Annotated in this window: 13 protein-coding genes; 9 read left to right on the top strand and 4 right to left on the bottom strand. The window is 66.9% G+C overall.

Features of this window, described 5'->3' with window-relative positions:
* The first annotated feature begins 8 nt into the window (after window positions 1-8).
* Together SM191_RS10475 and SM191_RS10470 are read left to right on the top strand one after the other, a co-directional pair.
* A complete protein-coding gene (locus tag SM191_RS10475) occupies window positions 9-566 on the top strand; it encodes a glycoside hydrolase family 108 protein (RefSeq protein ID WP_341506149.1) in 558 nt (185 codons plus the stop codon).
* Window positions 563-814, top strand: coding sequence for a 3TM-type holin (locus SM191_RS10470; protein WP_307002279.1), 252 nt, complete (start codon window positions 563-565; stop codon window positions 812-814). The genes SM191_RS10475 and SM191_RS10470 overlap by 4 nt, the downstream gene beginning before the upstream one ends.
* On the opposite strand, the gene SM191_RS10465 is transcribed toward SM191_RS10470, so the two are convergent.
* From SM191_RS10465 to SM191_RS10455, 3 genes are all read right to left on the bottom strand, one after another.
* Window positions 808-2,052, bottom strand: coding sequence for an aspartyl protease family protein (locus tag SM191_RS10465; RefSeq protein WP_341506148.1), 1,245 nt, complete (start codon window positions 2,050-2,052; stop codon window positions 808-810). The two genes, SM191_RS10470 and SM191_RS10465, sit on opposite strands and share 7 nt — an antisense overlap.
* 54 nt (window positions 2,053-2,106) lie before the next feature.
* Window positions 2,107-3,267, bottom strand: coding sequence for a GGDEF domain-containing protein (locus SM191_RS10460; protein ID WP_341506147.1), 1,161 nt, complete (start codon window positions 3,265-3,267; stop codon window positions 2,107-2,109).
* A 253-nt stretch (window positions 3,268-3,520) separates the two neighbouring features.
* On the bottom strand, window positions 3,521-5,047 hold the full coding sequence (locus SM191_RS10455; RefSeq protein ID WP_341506146.1) for a CpaF family protein: 1,527 nt from the start codon (window positions 5,045-5,047) through the stop codon (window positions 3,521-3,523).
* A 109-nt stretch (window positions 5,048-5,156) separates the two neighbouring features.
* On the opposite strand from SM191_RS10455, the gene SM191_RS10450 reads away from it, so the two are divergent.
* Window positions 5,157-6,671, top strand: a complete 1,515-nt coding sequence (locus SM191_RS10450; RefSeq protein ID WP_341506145.1) for a S1C family serine protease — start codon at window positions 5,157-5,159, stop codon at window positions 6,669-6,671.
* On the opposite strand, the gene SM191_RS10445 is transcribed toward SM191_RS10450, so the two are convergent.
* Window positions 6,647-7,486: a bifunctional transcriptional activator/DNA repair enzyme AdaA gene (locus tag SM191_RS10445; RefSeq protein WP_341506144.1), complete on the bottom strand. Its 840-nt coding sequence runs from the start codon at window positions 7,484-7,486 to the stop codon at window positions 6,647-6,649. The genes SM191_RS10450 and SM191_RS10445 overlap by 25 nt on opposite strands.
* Window positions 7,487-7,765: 279 nt before the next feature.
* Between SM191_RS10445 and SM191_RS10440 the strand changes: the two genes are divergently transcribed.
* The 6 genes from SM191_RS10440 to SM191_RS10415 all read left to right on the top strand — a co-directional run bounded on the left by SM191_RS10440 (window position 7,766) and on the right by SM191_RS10415 (window position 13,226).
* The gene (locus SM191_RS10440; RefSeq protein ID WP_341506163.1) at window positions 7,766-8,335 is read left to right on the top strand and encodes a F0F1 ATP synthase subunit delta; all 570 of its coding nucleotides are present in this window, start codon (window positions 7,766-7,768) and stop codon (window positions 8,333-8,335) included.
* Between the two features lie 7 nt (window positions 8,336-8,342).
* Window positions 8,343-9,872 carry a F0F1 ATP synthase subunit alpha gene (atpA, locus tag SM191_RS10435; protein ID WP_007406897.1) on the top strand — a complete coding sequence of 510 codons (1,530 nt, stop codon included), beginning with the start codon at window positions 8,343-8,345 and terminating at the stop codon, window positions 9,870-9,872.
* A 99-nt stretch (window positions 9,873-9,971) separates the two neighbouring features.
* Entirely contained in the window at window positions 9,972-10,847 is an 876-nt protein-coding gene (locus SM191_RS10430; protein ID WP_341506143.1) for a F0F1 ATP synthase subunit gamma, read from the top strand.
* A complete protein-coding gene (locus SM191_RS10425) occupies window positions 10,847-11,428 on the top strand; it encodes a hypothetical protein (protein ID WP_341506142.1) in 582 nt (193 codons plus the stop codon). The genes SM191_RS10430 and SM191_RS10425 overlap by 1 nt, the downstream gene beginning before the upstream one ends.
* A complete protein-coding gene (atpD, locus tag SM191_RS10420) occupies window positions 11,428-12,900 on the top strand; it encodes a F0F1 ATP synthase subunit beta (RefSeq protein ID WP_341506141.1) in 1,473 nt (490 codons plus the stop codon). Before SM191_RS10425 ends, atpD begins: the two co-directional genes overlap by 1 nt.
* Before the next feature lie 74 nt (window positions 12,901-12,974).
* Complete coding sequence (locus SM191_RS10415; protein WP_007405041.1) at window positions 12,975-13,226, top strand: ATP synthase F1 subunit epsilon; 252 nt, start codon at window positions 12,975-12,977, stop codon at window positions 13,224-13,226.
* Window positions 13,227-13,388: the final 162 nt, after the last annotated feature.

The following is a 13,388-nucleotide window of genomic DNA, read 5'->3' as shown; positions in this document are numbered from 1 at the left end:
AGGATGAGATGGGGCACGAGGACGAGGCACGGGTGGAGGCGCTGATCGCGCAGGTGATCGCGCGCGAGGGGGATTATAGCGACCACCCCGCCGATCGCGGCGGCGCGACCCGCTTCGGCATTACCGAGGCGATGGCGCGGGCGGACGGCTATGACGGGCCGATGCGCCGCCTGCCGCTGGCGCGGGCGGAATCCCTCTATCGCCGGCTTTACTGGCGCGCGCCGGGCTTCGACCAAGTGGCGGAGCTGGCCCCCAGGCTGGCCGAGGAATTGTTCGATACCGGGGTCAATATGGGCCCGGCGGTGGCGACGGGCTTCCTGCAACGCGCGCTGAACGCGCTCAATCGCGGCGGGCGCGATTATGCCGATCTGGTGCCCGATGGCCGGATCGGCCCGGCGACGCTCGCCGCGCTGAAGGCCTTCCTGCGCCATCGCGGGCCGCCGGGAGAGGTGGTGCTGCTGAAGGCGGTCGAGGCGTTGCAGGGTGAACGCTATCTGACCCTGGCCGAGCGGCGTCCGGCCAATGAAGCCTTCCTCTATGGCTGGCTGGCGGATCGTCTGTCATGACTGCCGAGGACAGCGCCGATGCGTGGACCCGCCGGGCGCGACCGACCTTCCTCTATGTCATGTACGCGCTGCTGCTCTGGAGCGTGCCCATGGGGGTGCTCGCCGGGTTCCGCCCGGCCATGGCGGCGGCGATGATCCGGGGAATGGCGGCGTATCTGGCCGCCATTCCGGAGCCGCTCTACGCGCTCTTCGGCACCGGCTATCTCGGCTATACGGTCGCGCGCGAATGGGGGAAGCGGCGTCAGTAGAAGCGGGCGCGGGTCAGCACGCGATCCTGTCCGTCGCAGGTCCGCAAGGTGACGCGCGTGCCCGGCTGGCCGACCGTCCAGCGTGCCATCGGGCTGTCGACATAGTCGCGGGGGATGGGCTGTCCATCGATGGCGCAGATGGTGTCGCCCTCGCGCCAGCCGCTCTTGTCGGCGGGGCCGCCGCGCATGACGTGCAGGATGCGCAACCGGTCGCTCGCCACGCCGAGCAATAGCCCGACCGTGGATCGCGGCGCGGGCGCATCGGCTCGCGGCCCCGGCGCCAGGATCATCCGCCCCGCGCCGGGGTCGAGCAGCACGCGATAGCGCTGGAGAAAGCCCGACCCGATCCGTCCGGCGACGCCCACCGACTCGCTGAAACCCTGGGGCGGCTCGATCCGCACCTCGACCTCGTGTGCGGTCAGCTTGCCCAGCCGGACGGTCGGCGCAATGGCGAGATCGTTGACCGAGGGGCCCGCCAAGCCGAAGCCGATCGCCGTGGTGGTCGGCAGGCTGGTCAGCCGCGCCGCCCGCCAAGCCGTCTGGGTCACGGTCAGCGCGGAGCCGTCGCCGGTATCGACGATAACCGGCGACAGCTTCGCCGCGCCCAACCCGACCGCGCTTTCATAGACGCGCCGCTCGGGCGAGACGACCAGGGGGGCGGTCGCGCCGGTGAACGGCATCCGGCCCGACGCGATCAGCCGGAACCGCTTGGCGGCATAGTCGATGTCGAGCGCATGCCCCGCCAGCAGGTCGCGCCCGACCAGCAGGTCCACCGCCGTCGCATCGCCCGTCGCCAGCGCGGGCAGGGGCGCGACCGCCACCCCGCCGCCCTTGCGGCTCAGTCCGCCGAGCGAGAGGGTGCGGGTCGGCATCCATCCGATCGCGACCGCGCCGCCGATCGCGCTCGCCTGCCCGCCGGGGCGCACCTTGCCCTTCGCCGCCAGGGGAGAATTTTGTGCCAACAGCGTGAAGCTGACCCCGGTATCCAGGATCGCGGTGACGGCCTGTCCGTCGATGGTCATCTTGAAGCGGACCTGGTTGCCGGGCGTCAGCTGGAACGGGATCCAGCGGGCCTCGGCATCGGGGGCCAGCGTCATGGTGCCGGGATCGCGCGCGGCGGCGGCGACGACGTCCTCTTCGGCGGCAGGGGCGGGTCGGGACGAGCGCGAGGCCAGCGGAGCCATCATCGCGGCGGCCAGCAGCAAGGGCAGGGGAAGCAGGTAGATCGACCGAGGCATCACGGCCCAACGCCTAGCCGAAGCGGAAGCTGCGCGCGCGACAAATCGGTGCGTTCAGGCCGCCTCGGCGATGCGGAGCAGGCCCTTGCCGCCGCGTTTGGCGGCGTAGAGCATGGTGTCGGCGGCATGGAGCGTGCGACGGACATCGGGGGGCAGGCCCAGTGCGACGCCGCCGATGCTGACCCCGATGCTGATCGGGGGATGGCCATCGAGATGAAAGGGGTCGCGCGCCGCCGCGATCAGTTTCTCGCCGATCTGCTCGGCCTCCTTCTGGCTGACGCCGCGCAGTATCGCCGCGAACTCGTCGCCGCCCAGCCGACCGATCACGTCCTGTACGCGAACGACCTTGCAGAATCGATCGGCTACGGCGCGCAACAGGTCGTCGCCGGTCAGATGCCCGTATGTGTCGTTGACCGGCTTGAACTCGTCCAGGTCGAGATAGAGGATATAGCTGTGGCTCGTGCTGTCACGCGACGCACGCTGGCATTCGGCGGACAGCGCTTCCATGAAATGCGCTCGATTGGGCAGGCCGGTGAGACTGTCGTGCAACGCCAGATGGCTGGCGAGATGCCGGGCCCGGATGAGCTTCACATGGGTGGCGTAGATCTGGCGGATCAGGGTGAAGATTCCGATGATCCAGAACGGCAACTGGATCAGGAACAAGTGCATTCCCGGCACGCCGGAAAAGGCGCCGAAGGTCGAATAGGGCGCAAGGAAGAGGATGATCTGGATAAACGCGAAGCGCGGCGCGCCAGCATTGTTATAGGCGCCGCCAAAGGCGACCGCGACGCAGATGATGCCGCTGAGCGTGGTCAGCATGACGTTGTTGGTTCGGGCCCCCTCGCCACATAGCAGCCCGACCATGGCCGCCCAAAAAAGACCGGCCAGCAACAGCGCCTTGAGCGACGAGGGACTGGGACTGGCGCCGATGGTCACATAGCGCAGGATCGCGGCGGGCGCGAACAAGGCCGTCAGCAGCGCGGCCAGCTCGACGTCGAGGAACACCGCATAGCAAAGCAGGACCACGCCGAGGCACAGCACGGCGAAGATGATACTGATCCGGTTGCCGAACAGAAGGTCGGTCAGTTCGGGGCGAAGGGTCTCCTCCGCCGGATCGAGCGGTGCGGTCAGCCAGGCGACCCAGCCTCCCTCCGTCGGGCGATATCGCGCACCGTGCTGGGCTGCGACGGCCGCCAGAGGCGCGCGATATGTCACCAGCCCCATTCCTTCCGTTCGTATGCCTGACCAGCCGCTGTCGTCCTGCGTCGATAAGCGAAATGTCGACCAGGGAAATTAGAAAGCGTGGATGGAAGATAGTATAAATAATGAGGCCCCCGCAACACCGTCATGAGGATCACATGGTCATTATTTCTCTATCACTCTGTATTGCGGCGATTTACTTCTGGTCGTAAATGGACCGAATGTTCGGCAGGCATAGCGGATTAATTGTTCCCCATGTTGCGGAACGTTACAAACATGCTTCCAACAGGGCCTTGTCGAATCCGAATTGCTTCGCCTTATCAAGCGTATAGGGGCGCAATCCTGCGGACCGGTACTCGCCGATGATCTTCCCGTCGGTGCCTTCGTCCAGATATTCGAAGCTGAACAGCTCCTGCGTTACGATGACGGGGCCCTCCATGCCGATGACTTCGGTGATGTTGGTCACGCGGCGGCTGCCGTCGCGCAGGCGCTTGACCTGGATGACCATGTCGACCGAGTCGGCGATCTGGCGGCTGATCGCGTCCTTGGGCACCTTGATGTCCGACATCATCACCATATTCTCCATGCGGGCCAGCGCCTCGCGCGGGGAGTTGGAGTGGAGCGTGCACATCGACCCGTCATGGCCGGTGTTCATCGCCGCCAGCATATCGAAACACTCCGCGCCGCGAATTTCGCCCAGGATGATCCGGTCGGGCCGCATGCGCAGCGCGTTCTTGACAAGGTCGCGGATGCTGATCTCACCCTGACCCTCCAGATTGGCGGGCCGGGTTTCCAGCGGCAGCCAGTGCGGCTGTTGCAGGCGGAGTTCGGCGGCGTCCTCGATGGTCAGCACGCGCTCACCCGGGTCGATCATCTTGGACAGGGCGTTCAGCATCGTCGTCTTGCCCGAGCCGGTGCCGCCCGAAATCACGATGTTGAACCGCGACGCGCCCGCGATCTTCAGCAGCGTCGCCATGTCCTGGCTCATCGACCCGCCCGCCGCCATCATGTCGAGGGTGATCGGTTTCGCCGAGAATTTGCGGATCGAGATGGCGGTGCCGCGAAGCGACAGCGGCGGCACGATCACGTTGACGCGGCTGCCGTCCTTCAGGCGCGCATCGGCCAGCGGCGTGGTCTGGTCTACGCGCCGGCCGACCGAATTGACGATGCGCTGGGCGACCTGGAACAGATGCTCCTCGTCGCGGAAGCGGATATTGGCAAGTTCCAGCTTGCCCTTGCGCTCGACATAGGTCTGCTCGGGGCCGTTGACCATGATGTCGGTGATGTCGGCATCGGCGAGCAGTTCCTCCAGCGGCCCCAGGCCCAGCAGCTCGTCGACCAGCACCTTTTCCAGCGCGAACTGTTCGCGCCGGTTGAGCGTCAGCTTCAGCTCGGCCAGCACCTCGCCGATGATCGGGCGGAATTCCTCGGCCAGTTCGTCCTTGCCCAGCGTCGCGGCGGCTTCGGGATCGACGCGCTCGAGCAGGCGGGGGAGCACCTGTTCCTTGATCCGGTGGATCGACGCCTCGAAACCCTCGCTCCGCGCCGGGGCCGGTTCGGCGGCGGCGGCCTGGCGGTCGGCCAGCCGCTGCATCGCGTCGGCGGCGGTGGCGGGCAGCGCGTGTTCCGCCACGGACAGCGCGCCAAGCGGCGGAAATTGCTGTCCGCCGGGGCCTCCTGCCTCGCTTTCGGGGCGGGGGGCGGGGCCGGGACCGTGCATCGGTCGCGCGACGCCGAAGGCCGGGCGGCTCCCCGTTGCGTTACCCAAACCCTGACGACGACCAAAGGCATTCATCGCGCAATTTCCCATGACATGCGCCCGGTCAGTAAATGCCAAGATTTACCATAAGCCTAACCGATCGCGGTTGCGGGGGATGGAAAGGGCGGGATATGGCCCTGATCCGATGCTCAGCCGGTTCGTCCTCGCAATCCTTTTGACCCTGGTCGGACTGGTACCCGCCGTCGCCGGGGCCGACGACATCGCCGCGACCGCGCGCGGCGTCGTGCGGGTCGTCACCATCGCGATGGTCGATAACGAAGTGGCGGGGTTCGGCCATGGATCGGGCTTTGCCGTCGCACCCAACCGGATCGTCACCAACGCGCATGTCGTCGAACTGGCGGAGCGCTATCCCGACAATGTCGTGATCGGCGTCGTGCCGTCGGAGGGCAGCAAATCCTATCAGGGCCGGGTCGTCGCCTATGATTCGCGCCGCGACCTGGCGCTGATCGAGGTGAGCGAGGCCAAGCTGCCGCCCGCCGCGCTCTTCACCGGTCCGGTGACCGAAGGCGATCAGGTGATCGCACTGGGCTATCCCGGCAATGTCGACCTGGCGACGGCACAATCGGCGGCAGACTATATCCGCCCGCTCTCTCCCGTCCGGTCGCAGGGTGTCGCCTCGGGGCGTCGCGCGCTGACGGGTATCGAGGTGCTGCTCCATACCGCCAGCATCGCGCGGGGCAATTCGGGCGGTCCGCTGCTCGATCCGTGCGGCCGGGTGATCGGGGTCAACTCCGCGCTGACCCGTGCCGATGACGGCGATTCGACCTTCGGCTTCGCGATCGCCGACACCGAACTCATGGCATTCCTGCGGGCCGCGCAACAGCCTTACACCTCGGTCGGCATGCCCTGCACCTCGATCGAGGAGCGGCTGCGCGAGGATAGCGCGGCGGACGCCCGCGCGCTCGCCGATGCCGCCGCGGCCAGGCGCGAGGCGGCCAATGCCGCCGCGATTCGTCGGGAAGAGGCGCTCGACGCCGCCCGCGCGGGGGCCGAGCGCACGCGCGAGAATGTCATGGCGATCGCCGCGCTGCTGCTGGTCGGCGGCGCGCTGGCGCTGGGCGGGGCGGGGCTGCTCGAATCGCGGGGGCAGCGGCGCCGGGCGATCTGGACCGGCGTGGGCGGTGGCGTGGCGATCGTCGCGGCGGTGGTCGTCTTCCTGCTGCGCCCCTCGGGCGAGATAACCCTGCCGCGCGAAACCGCCGCACTGCCCAGCGCGACCCCGCCGGGCAAGGCGCTGGGGCCGATGATCTGCACGCTGCAACCCGATCGCAGCCGGATCACCATCTCCTCGACGGCGGAAACGCGCATCGACTGGGGCGCGAACGGTTGCGCGGACGGCACCACCCAGTTCCTGGAAGGCGAGGGGAACTGGCAGCGGATCCTCGTTCCCGACGAGGAACCGACCGTGACCGTGGCGCGCTTCGATCCCGTGACGCGCAGCTATACCCAGACGCGCTATCTGCTGCCCGCCGCGACGATGGACGCGATCCGCAAGCTGCACCAGCCGACCACGCCCAGGGGCTGTGTGAAGACGGACACCGCGCTTCAGAATCTGGAAGGCGAACAGGCTCAGATCCGCCAGCAACTGCCGCCGCTGCCCAATGAAAAGCTGGTCTATAGCTGTCGTTCGGCACGCTGAGCGTGAGCCGACAGTTCCCGAGTCACCGCCTCGATAAAGGCGATGCGACGGGCCTGTTCGGGCAAATCATGGTCGGGCAAGGGGAGGGCGGCAATCATGCGAGAGATCGCGGCTGCTTCCTCGCCACCTAACGGCGTGATCCGGGCGGTGGAGAAATGCCCGGTCAGCGCCTGGTCATCCTCGTCAAAGGCCAGACGTGCTGGCCCGCGTGCCGTCAGGGCGATCAGCATGGCCCCAAGCGGCGTCGCCACCATCGTCCAGCCGATCGCCACACCGTCCCCGCCGCGCCGCCACTGGCCCGGCGCCATGCCGCGCCGCGCCTCGCTATCGGCATAGAAGCGGCTGGGGGCGGAATAGCCCGCTTCATAGACCGCCGCCGTCACGCTCCCCTCTTGCCGGAGCGCCTCATCGGCGCGCCGGTTGCGCAGGCTGCGGGCGTAAGCGGCGGGCGTCACGCCGGTCGCGCGCTTGAACAGCCGGTGGAAATGGTGCGGGGCATAGCCGACCGCCTCTGCCAATTCGGTCAGCGAGGGGGCGGCATCGCTTTCCTCCAGCAGCGCCACGGCACGCGCCACCGCCTGCCGATCGCGAGTGACCTGATCGGGCAGGCAACGGAGACAGGCGCGAAAGCCGGCGGCCCGTGCGGCCTCCGGCGTCGGATGAAAGCGGACATGCTCGCGTCGGGGACGGCGTGCGGCGCAACTCGGGCGGCAATAGATGCCGGTCGAGGTCACCGCGACCACGAACCGCCCGTCCGCCGCCCGGTCGCGGCGGGAGAAGGCGTCCCAGGCCGCGTTCTCATCCAGGGCGGACACGATATCATGACGAACGGGGTGGGACATGAAAGGCACAATCCATCGCCCCGAACCGCCGGGGCGCGACCATCCTAGCAAAGCCGCTGTGGCATTCATCCCACGGCTTGCGGCCAAAGCGGTTAACTTCGCGTCACCATCCTGTCACAAGATGCGCCACGCAGCTTGCATCCATGGGTTCCCGATGCTAACCGCCCGCCAACCCATCGGAGGCGCGTTTTTCGCGCCCCGTTCCCCATGGGGCCAACCCGTTCGTTGTTCGAGGAATTCGCATCCGTGGAGATGTCCGGCGGTACTATAAGCGGCACAGGCGGCATCCAGGCGAGCCTGGGTGGACGTTATGCGCTCGCGCTGTTCGAAACGGCCGCCGAGAGCCGTTCGATCGACACGATCGAGGCGAGCCTCGTGACCCTTCGCGATGCGCTGGCAGCCGACAAGGATCTGGCCGCGCTGACCAAGAGCCCGGTCGTGGCGCGTGGCGCCGCAGTCAAGGCGATCATGGCGGTCGCCGATACGCTGGGCCTTGACGGCGTGACCAAGAATTTCCTCGGCGTGCTCGCCGAGAATCGGCGCCTGTCGGCGTTGCCGCAGATCATCCGCGCGTTCCGCCAGTTGGCCAGTCGCCATCGCGGCGAGGTCGCGGCCGAAGTGACGAGCGCCCACCCGCTGACCGAGGATCAGGTCGCCGAGTTGAAGCAGCAGCTTTGCACCCGTGTCGGTCGCGACGTGTCGGTCGACCTGTCGGTCGATCCCGACCTGCTCGGCGGGCTTGTCGTCCGCATCGGTTCCCAGATGATCGATAGCTCGATCCGCACCCGTTTGAATGCGCTCGCCAGCGCGATGAAAGGCTGACGTTCCCATGGATATCCGCGCCGCAGAAATCTCCAAGGTCATCAAGGACCAGATCGCCAATTTCGGCACCGAGGCCCAGGTCAGCGAGACCGGGCAGGTGCTGAGCGTCGGTGACGGCATCGCGCGCATCTACGGCCTCGACAATGTCCAGGCGGGCGAGATGGTCGAGTTCGCCAATGGCGTGCAGGGCATGGCCCTGAACCTCGAAGCCGACAATGTCGGCGTCGTGATCTTCGGCTCGGACGCCGAGATCAAGGAAGGCGACACCGTCAAGCGCACCGGCACCATCGTCGATGTGCCTGTCGGCCGTGGCCTGCTGGGCCGCGTCGTGGACGGCCTGGGCAACCCGATCGACGGCAAGGGCCCGATCGAGGCGACCGAGCGCCGCCGCGTCGAGGTGAAGGCGCCGGGCATCATCCCGCGCAAGGGCGTGCACGAGCCGGTGCAGACCGGCCTGAAGGCGATCGACGCGCTCGTTCCCGTCGGCCGTGGCCAGCGCGAACTCATCATCGGCGACCGCCAGACCGGCAAGTCGGCCGTCGCGATCGACGCCTTCATCAACCAGAAGACGGTCAACGCCGGCACCGACGAGTCGAAGAAGCTCTACTGCATCTACGTCGCCGTGGGTCAGAAGCGCTCGACCGTGGCGCAACTCGTCAAGACGCTCGAAGAGAATGGCGCGATGGAATATTCCATCGTCGTCGCCGCGACCGCGTCGGAGCCCGCCCCGCTTCAGTTCCTCGCGCCCTACACCGGCACCGCGATGGGCGAGTATTTCCGCGACAATGCGATGCACGCGCTGATCGTGTTCGACGATCTGTCGAAGCAGGCCGTCGCGTACCGCCAAATGTCGCTGCTGCTGCGCCGTCCGCCGGGCCGTGAAGCGTACCCTGGCGACGTGTTCTATCTGCACAGCCGTCTGCTCGAGCGTGCGGCCAAGATGAACGACGCCAACGGCGCCGGTTCGCTGACCGCGCTGCCGATCATCGAGACGCAGGCGGGCGACGTGTCTGCCTATATCCCGACCAACGTGATCTCGATCACCGACGGCCAGATCTTCCTCGAAACCGACCTGTTCTTCGCAGGGATTCGCCCGGCGATCAACGTCGGCCTGTCGGTCAGCCGCGTCGGCTCGGCCGCGCAGACCAAGGCGATGAAGAAGGTGTCGGGCTCGATCAAGCTGGAACTGGCCCAGTATCGCGAAATGGCCGCCTTCGCGCAGTTCGGCTCGGACCTCGACGCCTCGACGCAGAAGCTGCTCAACCGCGGTGCGCGCCTGACCGAGTTGCTCAAGCAACCGCAGTTCAACCCGCTGCCCTTCGAGGAGCAGACGGCGTCGATCTTCGCAGGGACGAACGGTTACATCGATAACGTGCCGGTCGCGCAGGTCGTTCGCTACGAAGCGGCGATGCTGGCGTATCTGCGCAACGATCATGCCGATGTGCTGGCGATGATCCGCGACACCAAGGATCTGGGCGACGAGGCCAAGGGCAAGCTCAAGGCCGCGCTCGACCAGTTCGCGAAGATTTTCGCATAATTGTCCGTCGCCCCGGCGAAAGCCGGGGTCTCGTGCCGCAAGCGCGCGCTCGAGGTGAGAGATCCCAGCCTGCGCTGGGATGACGAAGTGGGAAACTAGATGGCGAGCCTCAAGGCCCTCAAGATCCGGATCAACTCGGTCAAGTCGACCCAGAAGATCACCAAGGCGATGAAGATGGTCGCGGCCGCCAAGCTGCGCCGTGCGCAGGAGTCGGCGCAGAACGGCCGTCCCTATGCCGAGCGGCTGGAAGCGGTGATGGCCGGCCTGGCCACCCGCGTCGGCGGCGTCGGCGCGTCGCCGCTGCTGGCGGGCACCGGCAAGGACGATGTCCAGTTGCTGGTCGTCGCGACCTCGGAGCGTGGCCTGGCGGGTGCGTTCAACACGAACATCGTCCGCGCCGCGCGCCGCAAGGCCGAAGAACTGACCGCGCAGGGCAAGACGGTGAAGTTCTACATCGCGGGCAAGAAGGGGCGCGTGCTGAAGCGCTTCTTCCCCAACGCGATCCTCGCCGATCATGACATGAGCGCGATCAAGGCGGCCAAGTTCGACGACGCGCGGGTCATCGCCGACGACCTGATCGCCCGGTTCGAGCGGGGCGAGTTCGACGTGGCGCACCTGTTCTATTCCAAGTTCGTCTCGGCGCTGGTGCAGGACCCGGTCGCGCAGCAGTTGATCCCGGTGCCGATGCCCGCGCCGAGCAAGGCGGAGGCTTCGGTCGAGGCGGTCGCCGAATTCGAGCCGAGCGAAGAGGACATTCTCGACGCGCTGCTGCCGCGCAACGTCGCGGTGCAGATCTTCCGCGCGCTGCTGGAGAACCAGGCCGGTTTCTACGGCTCGCAGATGAATGCGATGGACAATGCCACGCGCAATGCGGGCGACATGATCCGTCGCCTGTCGATCCAGTATAACCGCACCCGCCAGGCCGCGATCACCACCGAACTGGTCGAGATCATCTCGGGCGCCGAGGCGCTCTGATGCGTCTCGCGCTCCTTCTGGGCCTGACGGTCGCTCTGGCCGGATGCGGCCAGGCGTCCGATCAGCCGAAGGACGCAGCCCGCGCGACGCCGACGCCGTTCGTGAAGGGCGGCTGGGCGACCGTGCTGGGCGATGCGCCCGAGACGGTCAGCCTGCTCGACCGGATGGGCTTTCGCATGAGCGGTTACGCCCCCGTTCAGGGCACGTACCGTGCGATCGCGCAAGCCACGCCGATGGCCGATCCGTCGGTGACGCCGATCAACATGGCCAATCTGATCGTCGAGGGCGATGCGAAGCGGTTGAACGAAGTCCGTTTCTCGCTCGATCTCGTCAATCTCGACACCAGCCCGTTCGCCAAGACGCAGTTCATCCGTTGGGTGACCAAGCCGATGGGTCAGCTCGGTCTGGACGGCAAGGACGCGGTTGCGGCTGCGATCCAGACCGAAAGCGCCACCTCCGGCCACCTGACCGGCGCCGATTACCATGTTACCCGTGACAAGATCGACGGTGGCCGCCGTCTGGTCGTGACCTTTACCCGCCCCGAAGCTATGTCGGGCTCTACCGAACCAAGGAAGCAATGATGGCAACCGCCGCTGAGGACATCCGGCCGACCACGGCCACCAACAATGTCGGCACGATCGCCCAGGTCATCGGCGCGGTCGTCGACGTTCACTTCCCCGAAAACCTGCCCGCGATTCTGTCGGCGCTGGAGACGGACAATAACGGCAACCGCCTGGTGCTCGAAGTCGCGCAGCATCTGGGCGAGAACACCGTCCGTACGATCGCGATGGACACGACCGAGGGCCTGACCCGCGGCCAGACCGTGACCGACACCGGCAACCAGATTCAGGTGCCGGTCGGCCCCGCGACGCTGGGCCGCATCCTGAACGTCGTCGGCGAGCCGATCGACGAGCGCGGCCCGGTGGCGACCGACCTGCGCGCGCCGATTCACGCCAAGGCTCCCGAGTTCGTCGAGCAGTCGACCGAGAGCGCGATTCTCGTCACCGGCATCAAGGTCATCGACCTGCTCGCGCCTTATGCGAAGGGCGGCAAGATCGGCCTGTTCGGCGGTGCGGGCGTCGGCAAGACGGTTCTGATCCAGGAACTGATCAACAACATCGCCAAGGGCCATGGCGGCACCTCGGTCTTCGCGGGCGTCGGTGAGCGCACTCGTGAGGGCAACGACCTGTATCACGAGTTCCTCGACGCGGGCGTGATCGCCAAGGACGCCGAGGGCAACGCGATCAGCGAGGGCTCGAAGGTCGCGCTGGTCTATGGCCAGATGAACGAGCCGCCGGGCGCGCGCGCTCGCGTCGCGCTGTCGGGTCTGGCGATCGCGGAATATTTCCGCGACCAGGAAGGCCAGGACGTGCTGTTCTTCGTCGACAACATCTTCCGCTTCACCCAGGCGGGTGCGGAAGTGTCGGCGCTGCTGGGCCGCATTCCGTCGGCCGTGGGCTATCAGCCGACCCTGTCGACCGACATGGGCGCACTGCAGGAGCGCATCACCTCGACCAACAAGGGTTCGATCACCTCGGTCCAGGCCGTGTACGTGCCCGCCGACGACTTGACCGACCCGGCACCGGCCACCTCGTTCGCCCACTTGGACGCGACGACGGTGCTCAATCGCGCCATTTCGGAGTTGGGCATCTACCCGGCGGTCGACCCGCTCGACTCGACCAGCCGCGTGCTGGAGCCGCGCATCGTCGGCCAGGAGCATTATGAGACGGCCCGTGCGGTGCAGTCGCTGCTCCAGCGCTACAAGGCGCTTCAGGACATCATCGCGATCCTGGGCATGGACGAGCTGTCCGAAGAGGACAAGCTGACCGTCCAGCGCGCCCGCAAGATCCAGCGCTTCCTGTCGCAGCCCTTCCACGTCGCGGAAGTCTTCACCGGCATCTCGGGCAAGTTCGTCCAGATCGAAGACACGATCCGCTCGTTCAAGGCGGTGGTCGACGGCGAATACGACCATCTGCCGGAAGCGGCCTTCTACATGGTCGGCGGCATCGACGAAGCCGTCGCCAAGGCCGAGAAGCTGGCGCAGGACGCCTGATGATATGGGGGGGGCGGTTCGCGCCGTCCCCTCTTTCCTCTCCCCGGCGGGGAGAGCGATGCGAGTATTAGACCATGCTGCACTTCGAACTCGTCACGCCCGAAAAGCTCCTCCGCTCGGAGGAGGTGCATATGGTGGTCGTCCCCGGCACCGAGGGCGATTTCGGCGTGCTGGAGGGCCATGCGCCCTTCATGTCGACCATCCGCGACGGCGCGATCCAGGTCTATCGCACCGACAAGGGCGAGCCGGAATCGATCCAGATCCGTGGCGGTTTCGCCGAGGTGGGGCCGAAGGGCCTGACCGTGCTGGCGGAGCATGCGGGGTAATCCGGATTTTCCGGTTATCGGGTTTTGAAACGGTCGCGGCGGAAGTCGCGGCCGTTTTCGTTTGTCGTGAGGGCGGGGCGTGGCCTTCGACTTCGCTCAGGCTGAACGGATGTTGGGATAAGGGCTGTTCCCCTCACCCCGTTCAGCCTGAGCGAAGTCGAA

It is taken from the genome of Sphingomonas sp. 2378, from assembly GCF_038084995.1.
Classification (GTDB): domain Bacteria; phylum Pseudomonadota; class Alphaproteobacteria; order Sphingomonadales; family Sphingomonadaceae; genus Sphingomonas.
This window is presented reverse-complemented; position numbering and strand designations above follow the sequence as displayed.

Bases quoted from the DNA above. Each gene is read 5' to 3' on its own strand.
- SM191_RS10455 (WP_341506146.1), bottom strand. From the start codon at position 5,047: ATGAATGCCTTTGGTCGTCGTCAGGGTTTGGGTAACGCAACGGGGAGC.
- SM191_RS10440 (WP_341506163.1), top strand. From the start codon at position 7,766: ATGTCCGGCGGTACTATAAGCGGCACAGGCGGCATCCAGGCGAGCCTG.
- atpA (WP_007406897.1), top strand. From the start codon at position 8,343: ATGGATATCCGCGCCGCAGAAATCTCCAAGGTCATCAAGGACCAGATC.
- SM191_RS10415 (WP_007405041.1), top strand. From the start codon at position 12,975: ATGCTGCACTTCGAACTCGTCACGCCCGAAAAGCTCCTCCGCTCGGAG.
- SM191_RS10430 (WP_341506143.1), top strand. From the start codon at position 9,972: ATGGCGAGCCTCAAGGCCCTCAAGATCCGGATCAACTCGGTCAAGTCG.
- SM191_RS10450 (WP_341506145.1), top strand. From the start codon at position 5,157: ATGCTCAGCCGGTTCGTCCTCGCAATCCTTTTGACCCTGGTCGGACTG.
- SM191_RS10470 (WP_307002279.1), top strand. From the start codon at position 563: ATGACTGCCGAGGACAGCGCCGATGCGTGGACCCGCCGGGCGCGACCG.
- SM191_RS10475 (WP_341506149.1), top strand. From the start codon at position 9: ATGGGGCACGAGGACGAGGCACGGGTGGAGGCGCTGATCGCGCAGGTG.
- SM191_RS10465 (WP_341506148.1), bottom strand. From the start codon at position 2,052: ATGCCTCGGTCGATCTACCTGCTTCCCCTGCCCTTGCTGCTGGCCGCC.
- SM191_RS10425 (WP_341506142.1), top strand. From the start codon at position 10,847: ATGCGTCTCGCGCTCCTTCTGGGCCTGACGGTCGCTCTGGCCGGATGC.
- atpD (WP_341506141.1), top strand. From the start codon at position 11,428: ATGGCAACCGCCGCTGAGGACATCCGGCCGACCACGGCCACCAACAAT.